The 21,584-nt window shown below is 42.3% G+C and carries 21 protein-coding genes and 1 pseudogene; 4 read left to right on the top strand and 18 right to left on the bottom strand.

The window, feature by feature from the left end; translation table 11 throughout:
• Positions 1-26: 26 nt before the first annotated feature.
• From psaA to SORDD27_RS10075, 4 genes are all read left to right on the top strand, one after another.
• Positions 27-956 carry a metal ABC transporter substrate-binding lipoprotein/adhesin PsaA gene (gene psaA / locus SORDD27_RS01230; RefSeq protein WP_000733080.1) on the top strand — a complete coding sequence of 310 codons (930 nt, stop codon included), beginning with the start codon at positions 27-29 and terminating at the stop codon, positions 954-956.
• 113 nt (positions 957-1,069) lie between these two features.
• Positions 1,070-1,564 carry a thiol peroxidase gene (gene tpx / locus SORDD27_RS01225; RefSeq protein ID WP_000206539.1) on the top strand — a complete coding sequence of 165 codons (495 nt, stop codon included), beginning with the start codon at positions 1,070-1,072 and terminating at the stop codon, positions 1,562-1,564.
• A gap of 83 nt (positions 1,565-1,647) precedes the next feature.
• A complete protein-coding gene (locus SORDD27_RS01220; RefSeq protein ID WP_061426864.1) occupies positions 1,648-2,298 on the top strand; it encodes a metal-dependent transcriptional regulator in 651 nt (216 codons plus the stop codon).
• 107 nt (positions 2,299-2,405) lie between these two features.
• Entirely contained in the window at positions 2,406-2,822 is a 417-nt protein-coding gene (locus SORDD27_RS10075) for a hypothetical protein (protein ID WP_061426862.1), read from the top strand.
• Positions 2,823-2,852: 30 nt separating this feature from the next.
• On the opposite strand, the gene dtd is transcribed toward SORDD27_RS10075, so the two are convergent.
• The 18 genes and pseudogenes from dtd to SORDD27_RS01125 form a co-directional block, all read right to left on the bottom strand.
• Positions 2,853-3,296: a D-aminoacyl-tRNA deacylase gene (gene dtd, locus SORDD27_RS01210; protein WP_061426860.1), complete on the bottom strand. Its 444-nt coding sequence runs from the start codon at positions 3,294-3,296 to the stop codon at positions 2,853-2,855.
• A 29-nt stretch (positions 3,297-3,325) separates the two neighbouring features.
• Complete coding sequence (locus tag SORDD27_RS01205) at positions 3,326-5,542, bottom strand: RelA/SpoT family protein (RefSeq protein ID WP_061426858.1); 2,217 nt, start codon at positions 5,540-5,542, stop codon at positions 3,326-3,328.
• A 137-nt stretch (positions 5,543-5,679) separates the two neighbouring features.
• Positions 5,680-6,810: an ABC transporter ATP-binding protein gene (locus tag SORDD27_RS01200; RefSeq protein WP_000229940.1), complete on the bottom strand. Its 1,131-nt coding sequence runs from the start codon at positions 6,808-6,810 to the stop codon at positions 5,680-5,682.
• Positions 6,811-6,923: 113 nt separating this feature from the next.
• The gene (locus tag SORDD27_RS01195) at positions 6,924-7,793 is read right to left on the bottom strand and encodes a helix-turn-helix domain-containing protein (protein ID WP_061426855.1); all 870 of its coding nucleotides are present in this window, start codon (positions 7,791-7,793) and stop codon (positions 6,924-6,926) included.
• A 3-nt stretch (positions 7,794-7,796) separates the two neighbouring features.
• Positions 7,797-8,183, bottom strand: a complete 387-nt coding sequence (locus tag SORDD27_RS01190) for a Mini-ribonuclease 3 (RefSeq protein ID WP_049477402.1) — start codon at positions 8,181-8,183, stop codon at positions 7,797-7,799.
• Entirely contained in the window at positions 8,176-9,519 is a 1,344-nt protein-coding gene (cysS, locus tag SORDD27_RS01185) for a cysteine--tRNA ligase (RefSeq protein ID WP_061426853.1), read from the bottom strand. The genes SORDD27_RS01190 and cysS overlap by 8 nt, the downstream gene beginning before the upstream one ends.
• 17 nt (positions 9,520-9,536) lie before the next feature.
• Positions 9,537-10,058: a dihydrofolate reductase family protein gene (locus SORDD27_RS01180; RefSeq protein ID WP_061426851.1), complete on the bottom strand. Its 522-nt coding sequence runs from the start codon at positions 10,056-10,058 to the stop codon at positions 9,537-9,539.
• Between the two features lie 8 nt (positions 10,059-10,066).
• Complete coding sequence (locus SORDD27_RS01175; RefSeq protein WP_061426850.1) at positions 10,067-10,831, bottom strand: nucleoside phosphorylase; 765 nt, start codon at positions 10,829-10,831, stop codon at positions 10,067-10,069.
• Positions 10,832-10,835: 4 nt separating this feature from the next.
• Positions 10,836-11,702: a GNAT family N-acetyltransferase gene (locus tag SORDD27_RS01170; RefSeq protein WP_061426847.1), complete on the bottom strand. Its 867-nt coding sequence runs from the start codon at positions 11,700-11,702 to the stop codon at positions 10,836-10,838.
• Positions 11,703-11,713: 11 nt separating this feature from the next.
• Positions 11,714-12,331 (bottom strand): serine O-acetyltransferase, encoded by a 618-nt coding sequence (gene cysE / locus SORDD27_RS01165; RefSeq protein ID WP_061426845.1) that lies wholly within the window; start codon positions 12,329-12,331, stop codon positions 11,714-11,716.
• Positions 12,332-12,345: 14 nt separating this feature from the next.
• A complete protein-coding gene (gene pnp, locus SORDD27_RS01160) occupies positions 12,346-14,559 on the bottom strand; it encodes a polyribonucleotide nucleotidyltransferase (protein WP_061426844.1) in 2,214 nt (737 codons plus the stop codon).
• Positions 14,560-15,237: 678 nt separating this feature from the next.
• Positions 15,238-16,104, bottom strand: coding sequence for a methylenetetrahydrofolate reductase [NAD(P)H] (gene metF, locus SORDD27_RS01155; protein ID WP_061428029.1), 867 nt, complete (start codon positions 16,102-16,104; stop codon positions 15,238-15,240).
• A gap of 93 nt (positions 16,105-16,197) precedes the next feature.
• Positions 16,198-18,448: pseudogene (metE, locus tag SORDD27_RS01150) on the bottom strand (5-methyltetrahydropteroyltriglutamate--homocysteine S-methyltransferase).
• A gap of 353 nt (positions 18,449-18,801) precedes the next feature.
• Positions 18,802-19,095: a helix-turn-helix domain-containing protein gene (locus tag SORDD27_RS01145; RefSeq protein WP_061426842.1), complete on the bottom strand. Its 294-nt coding sequence runs from the start codon at positions 19,093-19,095 to the stop codon at positions 18,802-18,804.
• 187 nt (positions 19,096-19,282) lie between these two features.
• A complete protein-coding gene (locus SORDD27_RS01140; protein ID WP_061426839.1) occupies positions 19,283-19,648 on the bottom strand; it encodes a TIGR02328 family protein in 366 nt (121 codons plus the stop codon).
• Complete coding sequence (locus SORDD27_RS01135) at positions 19,632-20,036, bottom strand: YbgA family protein (protein WP_049484309.1); 405 nt, start codon at positions 20,034-20,036, stop codon at positions 19,632-19,634. Before SORDD27_RS01135 ends, SORDD27_RS01140 begins: the two co-directional genes overlap by 17 nt.
• 174 nt (positions 20,037-20,210) lie before the next feature.
• On the bottom strand, positions 20,211-20,444 hold the full coding sequence (locus SORDD27_RS01130) for a hypothetical protein (RefSeq protein WP_049484308.1): 234 nt from the start codon (positions 20,442-20,444) through the stop codon (positions 20,211-20,213).
• A gap of 229 nt (positions 20,445-20,673) precedes the next feature.
• Positions 20,674-21,465, bottom strand: a complete 792-nt coding sequence (locus tag SORDD27_RS01125; RefSeq protein WP_049484307.1) for an alpha/beta fold hydrolase — start codon at positions 21,463-21,465, stop codon at positions 20,674-20,676.
• Positions 21,466-21,584: the final 119 nt, after the last annotated feature.

The raw sequence follows: 21,584 nt of genomic DNA, 5'->3' as shown, positions 1-21,584 counted from the left end.
GGGGAGACCCTTTCTGGAGGAATCTAATGAAAAAATTAGGTACATTGCTTGTACTCTTTCTTTCCGTCATTGCACTTGTAGCATGTGCTAGCGGAAAAAAAGATGCTACTTCTGGTCAAAAACTAAAAGTTGTTGCTACAAACTCAATCATCGCTGATATTACCAAAAATATCGCTGGCGATAAGATCGATCTTCACAGTATCGTTCCTGTTGGTCAAGACCCACACGAGTACGAACCACTTCCTGAAGACGTAAAGAAAACTTCTGAGGCTGACCTCATTTTCTATAACGGTATCAACCTTGAAACAGGTGGCAATGCTTGGTTTACCAAATTGGTCGAAAATGCCAAGAAAACTGAAAACAAAGACTACTTTGCAGTCAGCGAAGGCGTTGATGTTATCTACCTTGAAGGCCAAAACGAGAAAGGCAAAGAAGACCCACACGCTTGGCTCAACCTTGAAAATGGGATGATTTATGCTAAAAATATCGCTAAACAGCTCATTGCCAAAGATCCTAGCAACAAGGAATTCTACGAAAAAAATCTCAAAGACTATACTGAAAAACTAGACAAACTAGACAAGGAAGCCAAAGAGAAATTTAACAATATCCCTGCTGAAAAGAAACTCATCGTAACCAGCGAAGGATGCTTCAAATACTTCTCTAAAGCCTACGGTGTCCCAAGTGCCTACATCTGGGAAATCAACACGGAAGAAGAAGGTACACCGGAACAAATCAAGACCTTGGTTGAAAAACTTCGCCAAACAAAAGTTCCATCACTCTTTGTTGAATCAAGTGTCGATGACCGTCCAATGAAGACTGTTTCACAAGACACAAACATCCCAATCTACGCACAAATCTTTACTGACTCAATTGCTGAAGAAGGCAAAGAAGGCGACAGCTACTACAGCATGATGAAATACAACCTTGACAAGATTGCTGAAGGTTTGTCAAAATAATCCATTAAAAACGTCATTCTCACCGAATTGGCGTTTTTTCAATTTCCGATCAAATCATTGGAAAAATCTGACAATTCTCGGTAAAATAAAAGAAAAAAGAATGGAGTAGTTTCATGACCACTTTTCTCGGAAATCCTGTAACTTTTACAGGTAAACAACTGCAAGTCGGAGACAAGGCACTTGACTTTTCTCTCACTACAACCGATCTCTCTAAAAAAACGCTAGCTGACTTTGATGGAAAGAAAAAAGTCTTGAGTGTTGTCCCTTCTATCGATACTGGTATCTGCTCAACGCAAACACGTCGCTTCAACCAAGAACTAGCCAACCTTGACAATACTGTCGTTCTTACTGTTTCAATGGACCTACCATTTGCCCAAGGACGCTGGTGTGGGGCTGAAGGTCTTGACAATGCCATCATGCTTTCAGACTACTTTGACCATTCTTTCGGGCGCGATTATGCCCTCTTGATCAACGAATGGCATCTCCTTGCACGTGCCGTCTTTGTTCTCGATACTGACAATGTCATCCGTTATGTAGAATACGTTGACAATATCAACACGGAGCCAGACTTTGAAGCTGCCATTGCTGCAGTGAAAGAACTGGACTAAAATCAAAGCCATTAGGGCAGAAGGCTAGAGAAATCTAGCTTTTTTTGATATACTAGATGGAGAGAAAAGACAAGAGGAAACGAATGACGCCAAATAAAGAAGACTACCTAAAATGTATTTATGAAATCGGTACGGAGATGCAGAAAATCACCAATAAAGAAATTGCTGCCCGTATGCAGGTCTCTCCACCTGCCGTAACAGAGATGATCAAACGCATGAAAAGTGAAAATCTCATCTTCAAGGATAAGGAGAACGGCTATCTATTGACTGATATTGGGCTCAAACTGGTCTCAGAACTCTATCGCAAACACCGGTTGATTGAAGTCTTTCTAGTTCACCATCTCGACTATACCAGCGATCAGATCCACGAAGAAGCTGAGGTCCTAGAGCACACTGTCTCTGACCTATTTGTAAAGAGACTGGATAAACTACTGGGCTTCCCTAAAACCTGTCCCCACGGTGGAACCATACCAGCCGAGGGAGAACTCTTGGTCGAAATCAACAACTTACCACTAGCAGAGACCAAAGAAGCCGGTACCTACCTCCTGACTCGGGTTCACGATAGCTTTGATCTGCTTAAATACTTAGAAAAGTATGAAATTCATATTGGTGACCAACTCCAGGTCAAGCAGTTTGATAGCTTTTCCAATAGCTTTACACTGGTCAACAAAGGTGAAGATCTCCAAGTTAGCATCGATATCGCAAAACAACTCTATGTCGAAAAAATCAACTAACCCTTATTCCTGAAAGAAGTTCCTTTTCAGGGATCTTTTATCATTTTAGTTGTAAGCCCCATTCATTTGGTGTAGAATAAAGCTAGATAAAAGAGGGAGGTCATCGTATGAAAAAGCTCTTTAGACTACACTTCGCAGCCATTGCAGTCTCCGATTTGCTACTACTATTTACATTTTTTTACACCAAATCCGAGACATCTTTGGACTGGCTCCTACTCTCTGGATTCATTTTAATCCTTGCTCAGGGTTTGCTGCTATTTCGCTTGGTTTTCCGACTCAAACATCATTTCCCTGAGATTTATCCTCAAATCAATAAAAAGATTCGCTTCTACTATTTAGGAGTTCTCACCATTGACTTTCTATTATTTGTCCTTTTAGCCTTCACTAGTTTTCAGCGATTTTCCTCTCTTATGCCAATCGTCACTGGTTGTCATTCTACTTTATATTATATGACGGCTAGCCACCTAAGGGAAAATTATCCAGACTTTTACGATAAACACATCTCTTTATGGGAGTGTCTATAAACAAAAACCAAGCCAGCTGGCTTGGTTTTCTTATCTATTTTTAGTATCAAGAATGATGGTGACTGGTCCGTCATTGACCAGCTCCACCTGCATATCCGCTCCAAAGATGCCTGTCTGAACAGGTACTTCCTGAGCTAGCTTTTGGTTGAAAGTATCATAGAAGGAAGTTGCCATATCCGGCTTGGCGGCACCTGTAAAAGCTGGGCGATTACCCTTCTTGGTATCTGCAAAGAGGGTAAACTGGGAAATAGAAAGGATTTCTCCTTCAATATCCTTGACAGACAGGTTCATCTTGCCTTCTTCGTCTGAAAAAATCCGCATGTTGACGAGCTTTCTCACAGCATAGTCCAAATCTTCCTCTTGGTCCTCTGGCCCAACACCGACCAGTAATAAGAGTCCCTGATTAATTTTTCCATGAACCTGACCTTCGATACTGACTTGGGCTTTCTTGACTCGTTGAATGATGATTTTCATAATAGCCTTTCTAGTAAGAGCTAGGACAATTAGCCATTAGTCCGTTTAACAGAGTAAACCTCTGGCACACTCTTAATCTTATCCACGACTGTGGTCAGTGTAGAGAGGTTGGAAATACCAAAGGAGACATGGATATTAGCAAATTTCATATCCTTAGTTGGTTGAGCATTAACGGTTGAGATATTCTTGGTCGTGTTGGAGAGAACTTGCAGAACATCATTTAAGAGCCCTGTACGGTTGAGACCATAGATATCGATGTGGGCGGTGTATTCCTTGCTTGAGAATTGATCTTCCCACTCCACATCAAGGAGACGTTGCTCATAGTTTTCTTGGGCACGGAGATTCATACAGTCCACACGGTGAATAGCCACACCGCGTCCCTTAGTAATGTAACCGACAATGTCGTCACCCGGCACTGGATTGCAACACTTGGCAATCCGAACTAGGAGACCTGAAGCCCCTTCAATGACCACACCACCCTCATGCTTGACCTTGAGGGTTTCTTTGTTTTCGACCTTAACTTCGCCACCTTTGACAAGCTCTTCTGCTTCCGCCTTGGCCTTAGCGCGTTCTTCCTCACGACGTTCCTTTTCGGTCAAACGGTTAAAGACGGTAATAGCGCCAATTTCTCCAAAACCAATGGCTGCGTAGAGAGCCTCCTCTGTCTTGTAGCTAGTCTTTTGAAGGACCTCGTCCATGTGACGCTTGTCCATGAACTTATTGGCTACATAGCCGTTTTCTTGGAACTGGGCCATCAACATTTCACGGCCCTTGTTAACGGATAATTCCTTGTCTTGATTTTTAAAGAACTGACGAATCTTGTTGCGCGCCTTGCTGGTCTTGACCATGTTGAGCCAGTCACGACTCGGACCAAAGGAGTTGGGGTTGGTGATAATTTCAACCTGATCCCCTGTCTTGAGCTTGGTTGTCAGTGGAACCATACGGCCATTGACCTTGGCACCAGTTGCTTTTTCACCGACTTTGGTGTGGATTTCATAGGCAAAGTCAATCGGTCCTGAATCTTTTGGTAGGGAGCGAACCGCACCATCAGGAGTAAAGACGTAAATCTCCTCAGCTAGGTAGTTTTCCTTTACAGAATCCACAAATTCCTTGGCATCATCAGCCTGGTCTTGGAGCTCCATCATCTCCTTGATCCAGTTCATTCCAATAGCAGATTCCTTGCTGTTGACCTGCCCTTTAATGCCTTTCTTATAAGCCCAGTGAGCCGCAACCCCGTACTCAGCCACTTCGTGCATTTCCTTGGTCCGAATCTGGAATTCAATCGGCCCTTTTGGCCCATAGACGGTCGTATGAATAGACTGGTAACCGTTGGCCTTGCGATTGGCGATATAGTCTTTGAAGCGGCCTGGCATAGGTTTCCAAAGTTCATGCACATAACCTAGCATAGCATAGACATCACTCTGGGTATCTAAGATACAGCGAATGGCAATCAGGTCATAAATTTCCTCAAAGCGTTTCTTCTTATCCTGCATCTTGCGGTAGATCGAATAGATATGCTTAGGACGACCATAGATTTTCCCTTTTAGATTGCGTTCGGAAGTGTACTCCTCTAACTTTGTCACGACTTCATCGACCAAAGCCTCTCGCTCTCTGCGTTTTTCCTTCATCATGTGGGTGATCTTGTAAAACTCAGTTGGATTGAGGTAACGGAAAGATAGATCTTCCAACTCCCACTTGACACTGGAAATCCCTAGACGATGAGCAAGTGGTGCGTAAATTTCCATGGTTTCTCTGGAGATACGTTCTTGCTTGTCCTTTCTCAGGTGTTTGAGAGTCCGCATATTGTGCAAACGGTCCGATAATTTAACCAAGATAACACGGATATCCTCTGACATGGCCATAAGCATCTTGCGGTGATTTTCAGCCAATTGTTCCTCGAGTGATTTGTACTCAACCTTACCAAGCTTGGTCACACCATCAACGATAATCCGAACATCATGACCGAACTCTCTCTCTAGATCATCCAGTGTCGCATCTGTGTCTTCAACAACGTCATGCAAAAAACCACAGGCAACGGTTACGGCATCCAGCTTGAGCTTAGCCAGAATTCCTGCTACCTGAATGGGATGGATAATATAGGGCTCACCTGATTTCCGAAACTGCCCACTATGACAATCAACTGCGTAAATCAATGCTTTTTGTACAAAAGCAACGTCTTCCTTTGTTAAATATTCTCTCGTTAAAGCGACTACCTGGTCGCCCGTCAAATTCACTTCTTTCGGCATCTATACTCTCCAATTCTTCCTACCATTTTATCACTTTTTTAAGGATATGAAAACTAGAAAAGCCTGTTTTTATGCCAATACCAATCATTAAAAAACACTGCCAGATTTCTCTAGCAGTGTTTTGACATTTCATTTGCTTAGTAGACTGTTTTTTCAGTTTCTACATCGAAGAAGTGTGCTTTGTTCAAGTCAAATCCAAGTTCAACTGTTGCACCTGTTTGCAAGTAGTCACGAGCATCCACTTTGGCAACAAATTCGTCTTTACCAACTTGGCAGTAAAGGTGAGATTCTGAACCAAGCAATTCTGATACTGAGATAGTAGCTTTGACAACTGATTCTGGGAATGTTTCAAGGAAAGCAGGTTCTGCATTCACATCTTCTGGACGAATACCGAAGATCAATTCTTTGCCTTCGTAGCCTTTATCACGAAGAACTTTCAATGCTCCTTCTGGAACTTTCAAGCGGAAACCGTCAGAAACAATTTCACCACCAACCAATTTCACATTGATGAAGTTCATAGCTGGGCTTCCGATAAATCCTGCAACGAACTTGTTAACTGGATTTTTGTAAACTTCTTGAGGGGTACCGATTTGTTCAACACGTCCGATAGTACCTGTACCAGCAGGGTTCTTAGTTGCTGACATGATAACGATACGGTCTGCAAGTGTCATCGCTTCTGTTTGGTCGTGGGTTACGTAGATAGTTGTAGCTCCGATACGACGGTGGATTTTCGCAATTTCAGCACGCATCGATACACGAAGTTTGGCATCCAAGTTTGACAAAGGTTCGTCCATCAAGAACACTTTTGCATCACGAACAATCGCACGACCCATGGCAACACGTTGACGTTGACCACCTGAAAGGTCAGCTGGTTTACGATCCAAGAATTCTTTCAAACCAAGGATTGCTGCTGCTTCTTGTACACGTTTGTCGATGTCTTCTTTGCTGTATTTACGCAATTTCAAACCGAAAGCCATGTTGTCATATACAGTCATGTGTGGGTAAAGAGCGTAGTTTTGGAATACCATGGCGATGTCACGGTCTTTTGGAGCTACGTCGTTGACAACCACGCCATCGATAGATGCAGTACCTTCTGTGATGTCTTCAAGACCAGCAATCATACGAAGAGTTGTTGATTTACCACATCCTGAAGGACCTACGAAAACGATAAATTCTTTGTCTTTGATGTCCAAGTTGAAGTCTTCAACTGAGTAGTGTTCGCTGTTTGGATATTTTTTGTAAATGTTTTTAAGATTTAATTCTACCATCGAGGTGAACTCCTTTTGTCTTTTGATAGTTTTATTATAGATGAAAACGCTTTACTTTTCTATGGCAAGATGACCAAAAAAATAAAAAAGTTCTGTGCAACTTGCACAAAACTTTAAAGAATATCTGGTAAAATCAACTGATAACACAAGGTAAGATCCGTTAACTCCTTCAACTGAAGTCCTGTCAATTCTTCCCATCTATCAATCTTGTATTGGAGAGAGTTGCGGTGCAGATAGAGTTGCTGGGCTGTTTTAGTCAGAACAGCACTGTTTTCCCAAAGGGAGAGAATAATTTCCTGAATCTGATCCTGATCCAAGATCATCTGGTGCAGGCATTCCTTGATTACCTTCAGGTCCACTAGTCTTTCTCCCATACTCCAAAGATAGAGTTGTGAAAAGGTGTGTACACCTTGGTGACCCTGACGCCACCATGTCTTAAACAAATCCCGCTCCGCTTTGATCAGGTCTGATAGGGCTTGAGGGCCTGTCTGAGGCCAAACCTGGCCTAACATGATCGACAGACGAAGGCCAAAGTCATACTCAACCGCTTCAATCGTATCAGATAAAATCGAGCGAACAGAGGTGTACTTATCTTGTTGAAGCACAAATACATAATCCTGAGCCCCAACTTGTAGCACTGTTTGGAAGTTGGGAAAAAGAGTCCGCATCATGTCTAGCCAAGAGGCTAGATTTTCCTGTTGGTAATAAGACAGATGGCAATAAACCAGCTGAATCTTTTTGAAAGTTTGAGGCGCTTGGCTCTTACCCTCAATCAAATGGCTATACCAAGGATTGAGCGAGATCGTTTGTTCCTGCTGGGTTAAGAGAGAAACCAATTGTTTTTCACGTTCACTTAGACTAGCTTCCTCCAGTAAAATCCACTGCTGAGAAGCTAAAGGGAGAGTGAGATAGCCCGGTTTCTCTACTGGTTGATCTGAAATCTGAGCTTCAGGAAACCAGTCCTGTAGTTCTTTTGCAATCATATTCTAGCCCTCCACTTTTTGGATGCACCAAGAAATTATGGTCTCTAGACGCTCCAGATTTTCAGTCAGATGGAGATAGCCCATCACTGCTTCAAAACCAGTAGACATGCGATAAGTTACGACATCCGCATTTTTAGCCTTTGTGTGGCTATTGGTATTGCGGCCACGTTTATAGATTTCTTCTTCTTTTTCCGTCAGGACTTGCTCCTCCAACATCAGGGAAATCAGGCGAGCCTGAGCCTTGGCCGAGACATACTTGGTTGCCTCTTGGTGGAGTTTATTGGGCTTGGTCATGCCTTTGAGGATGAGGTGACGGCGAATATACATAGAATAAACCGCATCTCCTTCAAAAGCTAGCGCAATCCCATTAATGAGGTTGACATCAATCACGTGTCCACCTCACTCCATCTTTGGTGTCAAGGAGCTTAATTCCTTGAGCAGCCAATTGGTCACGGATTTGGTCCGCTGTCGCAAAGTCACGATTAGCACGCGCTTCTTGACGTTTTTGGATTAAGGTTTCAATGTCTGCATCCAAAACTTCCTCAACAAAGACAACCCCAAAGACTTCCAACATATCTGCTAGAACTTCCTTAACACTTGCATCATAATTTCCTGAGTTGATCCATTTGGCCATTTCAAAGACTACTGTGATACCGTTAGCTGAATTGAAATCCTCATCCATAGCCGCCACAAACTTATCTTTAAAGTCTTGTAACTCTTGAGCATCTACATTTCCAGTAAATGGTTGCTCATAGGTGTTCTTTAGATACTTGAGATTTGTCTCGGCATCACGCACTGCTTTTTCTGTAAAGTTGATAGGCTTGCGGTAATGCTGAGTGGCAAAGAAGAAACGAAGCACTTGGCCATCAAGAGTTTTAAGGGCATCGTGTACGGTTATAAAGTTGCCCAAGGACTTGGACATCTTGACATTGTCGATATTGACAAAGCCATTGTGCATCCAGTAGTTGGCAAAAGTCTGACCAGTCTTGGCTTCTGATTGGGCTATTTCATTGGTGTGATGCGGAAACTCAAGGTCGGCTCCACCACCGTGGATATCAATGGTATCTCCCAAAATCTCTGTTGACATGACTGAACACTCGATATGCCAGCCCGGACGACCAGGTCCCCAAGGACTGTCCCAAGAAATCTCGCCTGGTTTTGCAGCTTTCCAAAGGGCAAAGTCTACAGGATTTTCCTTGCGAGCTGTTTCTTCATCGGTACGACCTGAAGCACCTAGCTCCAAATCTTCCAAGGTTTTATTGGCCAACTTAGCATAGTTGTGAGATTTTTCCACGCGGAAGTAAACATCTCCTTGACTCTCGTAAGCATAACCTTTTTCAATCAAGTTAGAGACAAAACGAATGATGTCAGCCATAAACTCTACTACACGTGGATGGCGAGTCGCAGGTTTCACGCCCAAGGCTGTCACATCCTCACGAAAGGCAGCGATGTACTTGTCCGCAACCTCCTGAGGAGTGATGCCTTCTTCCTTGGCACGGTTGATAATCTTATCATCCACATCCGTAAAATTGGAAATATAGGAAACTTCGTAGCCACGATATTCAAAGTAGCGACGAATGGTATCAAAGGCTACCGTTGAACGAGCATTCCCCACGTGGATATAGTTGTAAACTGTTGGCCCACAGACATACATGCGAACCTTTCCTTCTTCGATTGGGACAAATTCTCGCAAATCACGAGACATGGTGTCATAAATTTTAATCATGCGGTCCACTCCCTTCTCTATTTCTGACTTTTTCGGCTGAAAACCAGCTCTGCAAAAGGGCCAAATTGTCTGAGGCTATCCAGTTGGTAAAAGCGCTGCCCTTCCTCTTGGGTAAAGAGGGGAACCCCCTTTCCTAGGATAAGGGGTGCTATCTGAATAATGAGGTGGTCGAAAAGATCCGCATCCAAGAGCGGTCCTACCAAGGAATTACCACCAATCACAAAGACATTTTTGCCTTTGTCAATCTGGTGGACAAAGTCCACCACATCCCCAGCTACTGGCTGGTAATTGCTAACAGGCAGGTGCCTATCATGCGTAAAAACATAGTTTTCCGTAGCTTGATAAAAACTTTCTACATCTTGCAAATCTTGGACTTCCTCAAAGGTCCGCTTGCCCATGATGGTGATATCCATTTGCCTGTAAAAGTCATCATAGCCTGTATCCTCTACAGAACCAAGCTGATGCAGCCAGTCTATCCTATGCTGGCTGTCTGCCAAGTAGCCATCCATGGTGATACAGCCGTAAAAATATACTGCCATTCTTGTAGTTACCTTTCTAGTTCCTTTGCTATTGTCAAAGCGATAGTGAAAAAAGTCATGGCATCAGCTGTCCGCTCTTCATGGCGGGCATCCCAGGTTCGGTTATGATGATCCACATAGTCAGCTGTGTAGAAGAACTGATAGACTTTACTCTTGCGAAATTGACTCCAAGCCATGATAGCTGAAGCTTCCATGTCCACCACTTGTGCATCAGCAACCAAGCGACGCTTGACCTTATCAGGCGTTTCTCGATAAAAGGCATCAGTCGTCCAAGCCTTTGTTCGAATGTGCTCAATGCCAGATTTGTTCAAGGCTCCTTCCATAGTTAAGAGCAAAGTTTCGTCATAAGCTATCTCATCACTTGCAGGAGCGTAATGATAACTTGTACCTTCATCACGTAGAGCTGAACTTGGTAGGATAATCTTATCTGCCTGAATAGACTGGTCTAGAACTCCGCAAGAACCCAACACAATAAAGTTACTAAATCCTCTTGCTTTGAGTTCTTCTAAGAGCCCAACAACCATCGGGGCTCCAATCGTAGCTATAGCAACTGCTACCTTACTCCCATCCTTTTCATAGATATACCATGGAAATCTACCATTTAGATTGGTTAGATAGCCACCTTCGTAAACATCTTCAAACTGCTTTACTCGTTCAATGATTTCTCCATTAAAAGATAAAATGATCGTGTCACAGATTTCTCCACCACCACGAATACTTCGATCAGTTGGTTCGATAACAGCAGGTACATTTTCGAATTCTTCTAATAGCATTTTTCTACTCTTTCTCATTCAAATAAACTACCTGTGTCTGTTTGACAAAGCCGATTTTTTCATACAAGCGCTTGGCACCTACGTTGCTGTCCTCTACTGCAATCTGAAATTCCTTATCATTTTGCTCAATCAGTTGGTTGACTAGGGATTTTGCTAAATAGCTTCCGTAGCCTTTGCCACGTTCAAGTTCTGATATTGCTAAACCGTAGAAGTAATTCGTATTAGTCGATAAATCTACCGTGCAAGTCCCAATAACCTGACCGTCTTTTAATAAAATATATAGGCGACTTTCTGAATCCTTCAGAGCTTCAGCGACATATCTATCCACAACTTCTCTCGATTCATGTTCCTCTGAAAATACCTGAAATTTTAACTGGCTAATTTGCTCCTGATACGAACTATCTGCTAACAAAACTTCAAGATTAGAAACAGTTACTAACTGATAAGGTCTTCTATCCTTACCTAACCAGGTTTCTGTCTCTTCATCCTCGACCAATCCCCAGTTGCTGACAAAATCAGGATGACGCTCTAGAAAAATACGTTCTGTCTGAAAAGTGACTGAACGAATAGGGAAAGAAGCCGTTTCTTTCTCAAAACTAGTAAACAATGCACGCGCAATCCCCTGACGGCGATGATCTGGATGAACCAGTATCGTCACTTCCACATCTTGGTCATCTGCATAGACAGTTAATAAACCAACAAGTTCGCCTTTTTCATAATAAAGGAAAAAGGCGGGCATGTTTGGGTCAAAATTAAGCATGTTAGAAAGATAGGGATCACGATAGGTACCGTCATAGGCTTGGCAACAGTTAATGAGTTTTTTCGCCTCAGATAACTCCTCTTGGCTTAACTTGTTTCTTGCTTGAATCATATAGGTATCCTCTACAACCCCGACGATCTGTGACTGGCTTCACGGGCATGCTCTAGCTTGTCTAGATAGTATTTCCGTTTCTCCTCTACCTCGTGAATGGTTGGCTCGTCTTTCTCACCATGAACACGGACAATCTTCGCTGGAATTCCGACAACTGTCACATCACTAGGTACATCTGCCACAACAACTGCGGCTGCTCCCACCTTGGCATTTTCACCGATTTCCACTGGTCCAATAACTTGGGCATGAGCCGATATGAGAGCTCCCTTTCGAACGGTAGGATGGCGTTTGCCACAGTCTTTCCCTGTTCCCCCAAGAGTCACCCCATGATAGAGGAGAACTCCCGTCTCAACGATAGCCGTTTCTCCAATCACCAATCCAGAACCATGGTCGATAAAGACACCTGATTCTATCTGAGCCCCCGGATGGATCTCAATCTGAGTCCAGAAGCGCCAAAACTGACTGTGCATCCGAGCTAGGAGTTTGAAGCCGTGCTTCCATAGAAAATGCGAGAGACGGTGGGCAGCTAAGGCCTTGACACCTGGATAGGTCAGTAGAACCTCCAAAGTGGTGCGCGCCGCTGGATCATTTTCTTTTACGATATCAATGGTTTCGCGCCACCATCCCATACATTTCTCCTTTCTTATTCTGAATCTTTTGGTTTATGTGTAAATTCTTTCTTCGGTTTGTGGTCCTTGTGATGACGTAGACGGTGAGGACGTTCAGACTTTTCACCTTTTTCATCACGCTCAGGTTTTGGTGGACGTGGAAGAAGAGCCTTCATAGAAGCATCAACACGTCCTTTTTCATCAATCTTGATAACTTTGACATCGACTTCGTCTCCAATAGCCACCAAGTCTTCGACATTATTAGTACGCGTCCAAGCCATTTCCGAAATGTGAACGAGGGCGTCTGTCTTGTCAAAGAGGTTGACAAAGGCACCAAATTTCTCGATACGAACAACCTTAGCATGGTAAACTTCATCGACTTTAGCCTCACGAACTAGACCAGCAATGATTTCTTTGGTACGGTTAATAGCATCTTGGTCGCTAGAGTAGATAGACACATTACCCTCTTCGTCGATATCAATCTTAACGCCTGTTTCAGCGATAATTTTGTCGATGGTTTCTCCACCTTTACCGATGACAATCTTGATCTTATCAACATCAATCTTAATGGTATCAATTTTCGGTGCAGTTGGAGCCAATTCTGGACGAACTTCTGGAATGGTTGCTTCGATGACATCAAGGATTTCAAAACGAGCTTTCTTGGCTTGAGCAAGAGCCTCAGTCAAGATTTCTGCAGTAATCCCTTGGATCTTGATGTCCATTTGAAGAGCTGTAATCCCCTCACGAGTACCTGCAACCTTAAAGTCCATGTCTCCAAAGTGGTCTTCCAATCCTTGGATATCTGTCAATACAGTGTAGTTATTTCCATCTGAGATGAGACCCATGGCAATACCAGCTACTGGCGCCTTGATTGGTACACCACCAGCCATAAGGGCAAGCGTTCCCGCACAGATAGAGGCTTGAGAAGAAGAACCGTTTGATTCCAAGACTTCTGCTACCAAGCGGATAGCATATGGAAATTCTTCCAAGCTTGGCAAAACTTGCGCAAGGGCACGCTCACCGAGAGCACCGTGACCGATTTCACGACGACCAGGGGCTCCGTAACGACCTGTTTCCCCTACTGAGTATTGCGGGAAGTTATAGTGGTGCATAAAGCGTTTCTTGTACTCTGGGTCCAAACCATCGATGATTTGCGTTTCTCCCATCGGAGCCAAGGTCAAGACTGAAAGAGCTTGCGTTTGTCCACGAGTGAAAAGACCGGAACCATGCACACGAGGAAGGAAATCGACAACTGCATCCAAAGGACGGATTTCATCGACCTTACGACCATCAGGACGAACCTTGTCTTCTGTGATCAAACGGCGTACTTCAGCGTGTTCCATTTGTTCCAAGATTTCAGCCACATCACGCATGATACGGTCAAATTCTTCATGGTCTGCATATTTTTCTTCGTAAACAGCAGTCACTTGGTCTTTAACTGCTTGAGTTGCAGCTTCACGAGCCAATTTTTCTTCTACTTGGACAGCTTTTTGGAGGTCACTGTTGTAGGCTGCGATGATTTCAGCCTGTAATTCAGCATCTACGTGAAGCAATTCGACTTCTGCTTTTTCCTTACCAACTGCCGCAACGATCTCTTCTTGGAAGGCAATCAATTCTTTGACTGCTTCGTGACCTTTAAGAAGGGCTTCCAACATGATTTCTTCTGACAATTCTTTGGCACCAGACTCAACCATGTTGATGGCGTGCTTGGTACCAGCTACTGTCAATTCAAGGAGAGATTGCTCTGCTTGTTCTTGCGTAGGGTTGATGATGATTTGGCCATCAACATAACCTACTTGTACCCCAGCAATAGGTCCGTCAAATGGAATGTCTGAGATAGAAAGCGCTAAAGATGATCCAAACATTGCCGCCATTGGAGCAGAGGCATTTTCATCATAAGAAAGAACCGTATTGATCACTTGCACTTCGTTACGGAAACCTTCCGCAAACATAGGACGGATTGGACGGTCAATCAAACGCGCTGTCAAAGTCGCATCTGTTGAAGGACGTCCTTCACGTTTCATAAAGCCACCAGGAAACTTCCCAGCCGCATACATTTTTTCTTCGTAGTTGACTTGAAGAGGGAAGAAATCCCCAGTTGCCATTTTCTTAGACATAACGGCAGCAGTCAAGACAGTTGACTCACCGTAACGCACGACAACAGAGCCATTTGCTTGCTTAGCAACCTGACCAGTCTCTACAATTAACTCACGACCAGCAAAAGTCGTTTGAAACACTTGTTTTGTCATTTTAATCCCCTTTGGATTGATGAAATTATACGCCTTGCCTACAAAGATCAAGATACTAAGCCGTTAAGCAACTCAAAGGAAAATAGAAGATCGAACGATGGAGCGACTGCTCCTAGGTAGATTTATCTTTTTCCACAGAGTTGTAGGCGTGTTCAATTAATCAAGATATTTTGGACGGTTCGGCTTGCCAAACATTTCTGTAGAAAAATAGGAAGGTGACACCACACTCGATGAGTGCAAGGAAGCTTATCTTTTTTCCTAAGAAATGAGACCAAAATTCAATTAAGTAGTTTTTTTGATATTTCACTGGAATAGTGCGGACGGAAGGTAAAATTATCCAGTGGATGATTTTAGAAATCCAGGGAATTTCATCCCTAATTTTTTAGCCTAAAGTCTAAAAAATTCCGTCCTAGAAAATAACAGAGTTATTCTCTAGGATACCACTATAGCGTGAAATATCTTTTAAATACTCACTCCGTTCGTGTTTTTTGAGACACCTATTATCATATTTTGTTTAAAAAATAATCCACTTTAAACAAACTTCTACAACCTAAATACCCTCATCTTTGTATCAAGTACGTACAGAGTCTATTTTATCATATTTTTCTTAAAAAGTGCGGGCTTTTCTATTAAAAAGGAACCACTTCCCCTCACCTGAGAAGAATGGTTTGCTTTTTATTATCCTAAAGACTGATGGTTGAACAAGGCGTGGGTTGCTTGGTGGATGTATTTTGCTGTTTCTGCATTGTTCATGGTGTAGAGATGTACACCTGCGACATCCTGAGTTACCAAGTCCACGATCTGATCCACGGCATAGGCAAGTCCTGCTGCTCTGAGCGACTCAGGGTCATGCTCATACTTGTCTAAGATGGCCTTAAATTTACGTGGAAGGTGGATATTCTCACACGTTTGCAAGAGACGAAGGGCTTGATTACGGTTCAGAATTGGCATAATCCCCGCATGAATAGGAACATCAATCCCTGCCAAGGTACACTTGTCTTGGAAATCATAGAAACGCTCATTGTCAAAGAAAAGTTGCGTTACAAGGCTTGAACAGCCTGCATCCACTTTCTTCTTGAGATTTTGAATATCTGAGATCTGGTTTGGCGAGTCGGGGTGCCCCTCTGGGTAACAAGCTCCGACAATCTCAAAGTGAGGGGCTTGTTCCTTGATGAACTCGATCAAGTCCGTTGCGTAGCGGAAATCCTTTTGTGGTTCCACATCAGGGATAATATCCCCACGCAAAGCCAAGATTTTCTGTACCCCAACCTTGTCCAAGTCTGCAATGGTTTCAGCAACCTTTTCCTTGGTCAGATAGATAGCTGGCAAGTGGGCAATAGTTGGAATCGCCAAATCATTCTGGATAAAGTCAGCCAAACGAACCGTCGTTTCCTTGATATTAAATTTATTATTGCTGGCAGTCACACTGATAAAGTGAGGTGCTAGCTCCTGCATATCTTGAAGAGCGGAAATAATCTTATCATTACCCACAGCTGGGTTTGGAGGGAACACTTCAAATGAAAGTGACGGAGTTTGGCGTGACATAGTCATTATCCTTTTCTTTTTGATTTCATGACTGCTGAGCCAGCTAGGCCAAGCAGTTCCTTGATCAGTCAGGGTCAAGAGAGAAATCTTATCTTACAATTTCTCACGCGCAGCTTTTGCTGCTTCGACAAGGCGGATCAAGCTTTCTTTTGTTTCTGGAATACCACGTGTTTTCAAACCACAGTCAGGGTTGATCCAAACTTTCTTGCTTGGTACTTTAGCAAGAATAGCATCGATTGTGTGGTCGATTTCGCCTTCATTAGGCACACGAGGAGAGTGGATATCGTAAACCCCAGGTCCCACTTCTGTTTGGAAGTTTTTCGCTTTGAGTTCGTCCAAGATTTCAAGGTTTGAACGGCTTGCTTCAAAGGAAATAACGTCCGCGTCCATGTTGTCGATAGCTGGGATGATATCTGTAAATTCTGAGTAACACATGTGGGTGTGGATTTGTGTGTCTGGCGCTACTGTAGAGTGTACCAAGCGGAAGGCTGGAATAGCCCAGTCAAGGTAGTCTTCGTACCAGTCGCTACGACGGAGTGGCAATTTTTCACGAAGAGCAGCCTCGTCGATTTGGATGATTTTCACACCTGCAGCTTCAAGGTCAAGAACTTCATCCTTGATGGCAAGAGCGATTTGAAGAGTTGAGTCCTTGATAGAGATATCTTCACGTGGGAATGACCAGTTAAGGATGGTAACAGGTCCAGTCAACATACCCTTAACAGGTTTGTCAGTACGGCTTTGTGCGTAGCTAGACCATTTGACAGTGATAGGGTTAAGACGAGTTACATCACCCCAGATGATTGGTGGTTTCTACCCCACGCATACCATATGATTGTACCCAACCATTCTTAGAGAAGAGGTAACCTGACAAGTTTTGACCGAAGTACTCAACCATGTCGTTACGCTCGAACTCACCGTGTACAAGCACGTCAAATCCAACTTCTTCTTGCCATTTGATCCATTCGTCGATGGTTTCAGCAAGGAAAGCGTCGTATTCTTCTTGTGACAATTCACCCTTACGGTAAGCCAAACGTTTAGCACGGACTTCCTTAGTTTGAGGGAATGAACCGATGGTTGTTGTTGGAAGGGCTGGAAGTTTGAAAGCTTCTTCTTGGATAGCTTCACGTTCTGCAAAGGCTGGCAAACGAGTGTAGTCAGCATCTGTCAAACCAGCGATACGCGCACGAAGTTCTGCATTTTCACCCACACGCTCAGTCGCAAAGAGTTCTTTGTTAGCTGCAAGAGCTTCTGCACCTTGACCGTTGCGGATAGCATCCAAGTCACGGATTTCATCCAATTTTTCAACTGCAAAGGCAAAGTGGTTCAAGATAGCTGGTTCAAATTCTTCATTAGCAGTTGTAAATGGCACATGAAGAAGTGAGCATGAGCTTGTCAATACGATGTTTTCAGCTGGGATTTGCTCAAGAACAGCCAAGCTCTTTTCATAGTTGTTACGCCAAATGTTCTTACCATTGACAATACCTGCATAGAGAGTCTTGTCAGCTGGGAAGCCACCTTTAACAAGTTCAAGAGTTTTCTTACCTTCAACGAAGTCAAGACCGATCGCATCTACTGGCAATTTCACAAGGTCAGCATAAACGTCACGAACGTCTCCGAAGTAAGTTTGAAGCAAGACTTCAAGACCTTTCTTGTCAGCCAAGAGTTTGTTGTAGAGGTTCAAGAAGAGAGCTTTTTCTTCAGCTGTCAAGTCTTTGACAAGAGCCGCTTCGTCGAGTTGGATGCGAGTCGCACCAAGTTCAGCCAATTTAGCAAAAACTTCTTGGTAAGCAGCTACTAAGCTGTCTACGAAGTCTTCTGCTTTCACGCCTTCTTCAAAGTCTGACAATTGAAGGAAAGTGAATGGACCTACAAGAACAGGACGAGTGTTCAATCCAAGTTCTTTGGCTTCTTGAAACTCATCAAAGATCTTGTGACCTGCCAATTTTACTTGAGTATCTTTTTCAAATTTAGGCACGATGTAGTGGTAGTTGGTGTTGAACCATTTCTTCATCGGAAGGGCACGCACGTCCCCTTTTTCACCTTGGTAACCACGACCCAAAGCAAAGTAGCGCTCAAGGTCAGACAAGTCCAAGTTTTGAACTGAAGCAGGCACCACGTTGAAAAGGAAAGCTGCATCTAGGAAGTTGTCATAGTGAGAAAAGTCATTTGATGGGATTTCAGTGATTCCTTTTTCTTTGACAATGTTCCAGTGTTTCGCACGCAATTCTTTAGCTGCTGCCAAGAGTTCTTCTTCTGAGATTTCTTTTCTAAAGTATTTTTCAGTTGTAAATTTCAATTCGCGGAATTCACCCAAACGAGGGAAACCGATGATCGTAGTTGACATGATGTGTCCTCCAAAATTTGTTGTTGAAACTATCTTAACAGAAAAGAAACTGTCTGTATAATTGTAAATAATTAGGCTTTGATATAGTTTGAAACTATATCGCTTTTTCGAACAAAAGAAAAAGACTTGAGACCAGTGTCTCAAATCCTTTGTATTGCTTGTTTTATTGCTGTATTTTAGTTAGAATGCTCAAACGAGCTATTGACGATTCTCATCAGTGACTATGGCTTGGTATTAGAAAAGACTATAGGTTAGTTATCCTTTGGTAATTTTGATATTTCCCTTAAAAAGTGCGGACGGGAGGTGAAATTCCCCTGTGGATGCTTTTAGAAATCCAAGGAATTTCATCCCTATCAACTTTTTTCCTGTTCAAGTGGTACGACTGCTAGTGTCTTTCCTAAACTGGCTAAAACTTTTAAGACTGTATCCAACTGAGGACTAGTCTTGCCTGTCTCCATCCTAGCTATGACGGGCTGGCTCACTCCACTAAGTTCTTCTAGCTTTTTCTGGCTGATTCCTTGTTCATGCCTGGCCTCAATCAACTCACTCATGATAGCCACTCGCATATCACTTTCAAGAATTTCCTCCTTGCTAAAGAGTTCAGATCGGATATCTTTCCAATTACTTCCAATGGCACTATTCTTCATCACTTACCCTTCTTTCTTTTATTTCCTTCAGTTCACGCTTGGCTTTTTCAACGATTATAACTCAAAAGTTATTAAAAGTAAATCCTAATACCAATAAAAAGAAGACCTTAGAATCATTCTAAAGGTCTCATTTTTATTATTCGAAAAAATTTTGAGAAGAGTTATAATGTGGAGCTATTCCTGACTCTTACTCCAGCTCAATGCCTTTCTCACGGAGATTAGCCAGACACTCCTCATAGTATTCTGCATCATGCTCACTATAGATGGGATTGTCCAACTTTTCCTCAGGCAAGTCTTCATAAGCTGGACAAATTTTGCCTCGGTAGTTCTTGTCCAACCATTCTGGACTGACATTGTAGCCACGGTCAGCCATCTCCTCCATGATCAAGAGATGATAGGCGTAGAGACGATAGGGCGAGTGGGTAAAGACATAGTCCACCGTCGCATGCTTTCTACCCCAGCCATTGCCACGCAGGGCGCAGCACTCTCGATGTTGCCCCAAAAGTTGAGGACGGGGAAGTTGTGAAATCAAAGCCTCATGCCAAAGTCTCATGGGAGTCTCCTTTCAGTAAAGTCGAATGTTGCAAGTAGGTATTGGGATAGCGATCAAGCAACTCTCGAGTCTTAGAGATCAAGTCTTCCTTAGAAGCCTGACCATAGCGGTAGCGATCCAGCAAGAGCATATAGTCCTTACGCTCGGCATCTGTCGCTTTCTTTTTGAAATAGCCCCAAATATGCTGAAAGGCATTGCAAACCTGACCTCTATGCTCAGGGATTTGACAGGCACGGTCGATCAGTTCCTGAACATGACTTACCTCCACCACTTCATTCTTCAAGTATTGGCGAATCTCATTGTAAATATTGCTAGAATGACTCAAAACGAGGTATTTGTTTCTAGCCCAGAGTTGTTGGCACTGGGATTTTTGGTTAGTTTGTTCCATGTTTCTCCTTACTTTCTATCAGTTTCCAGGAAATATGGAAACAAAGTTGTATCTTAATTTTTTAAGGAAATGTATTTTCTTTCTATTTTATCATATTTTCACTGCTAAAAATTAACTTTGGTATAACGGTTAAAAATAAGCAATGAATTAGAAAAAATCCCAAATTTTAAAATCCTAATTCCTACGTCTATGTTCTCCATCTATTTCTTCTACAAATTTAAATCCTTTTAATTCCAGTTGCTCAAGTTTCGGACGAATCTTTCTAATAACATCCTCCCTATAATCTTCAAATTCATGAGGAGGTTCAAAAGCGTATTTTTCTATCCAAAGAGTATAGGTCATATTTTCTGGAATTTTATCAAAGTCAAAATAATTTCCACTGTAGAAAGAATCTCTTGGAATTTCCAAAATGATAAAAATTCCTTATCTCCAAAACAATCTATCGCATTTCATATACTGCTATCCCATGACTTAATTTGCCCAAATTTATTAACTACACTGAGATAAGTCAATAGGAAGATTTCTTCTCCTACCTACAGTTCTCGTGCAAGTTTTATAGGTTCTATCTCTTAAAAACTTATAAATTGCTAAGTTCAACAAACTAGGATTTGTCGATTTTACAGTAGTTACAATATCTTTATAGCCATTTATTTATATATTTCCTTATTAAATCATTTACTTCATCAGGATTATCTTGATTTGAATTATGAGCGGCATTTTTAATAATATGTAGTGGGTATCCTTCCCTTTTGTGCCACTCTCTTGTATACTGCGACACTTTACCAACCTTATCGTTCTCCCCAAGTAAAAGTATTACAGGACATTTCAAATTTATTTCATGATTTTCAGGAATAAATGCTGCTTCACCTATCCACATCAAATGGCATAGTTCCCTTTTACTATAGATTGAGAGCATAAGTTTCATACTGTTCTGAGTATACTCAGAAACACCACAACCTTTTGCCATAAAATCTCTTAGCATTTTATCTGGGTATAGTTTACTTAGCCACTCAATCTGGTTTAACCAAAACATATCTGATTTGCTATAATAATTTCCAAAAGGAACGCTATCTATAGAAATAAAACCTATTGCTTGTTCTTGATGTCCTTCTATGTAATATTGAGCTATCATTCCTCCAAGTGATTGCCCAATAAATATTGCCGATTTAACATTCTCTGTTTTTAATATAATTTCCAGTTCTTGCGTCACTAATTTGTAATTAAACGTACTGTATGGTCTGGACTCTCCGTGACATGGGCAATCCCAAACAATAATATTGAAATCCTTTTTAAATTCATCTACTTGTTTATCATATAATCTATGATCAGCTGTCAATCCAGGAAGCATTACAATGCATGGTTTTTCGACATTTTCATTAGTCCAATAATACGTATTTCCTTGTTCCGATTCCACACTTTTTTTAATCATCCTATCTCTCCACAAATTCCAATTTATCTACACTGCTTTAATCTTCTCATTTATCAATTCAATAAATACTATCACAATCACTCCATTAAATAAATATATTATCTTTTCTATTTTATCAT

This window comes from Streptococcus oralis (assembly GCF_001579025.1).
In the GTDB taxonomy this organism is placed as follows: domain Bacteria; phylum Bacillota; class Bacilli; order Lactobacillales; family Streptococcaceae; genus Streptococcus; species Streptococcus oralis_X.
Note: the sequence above shows the minus strand (reverse complement) of the source record. Positions and strands in the feature narration are given on the sequence as shown.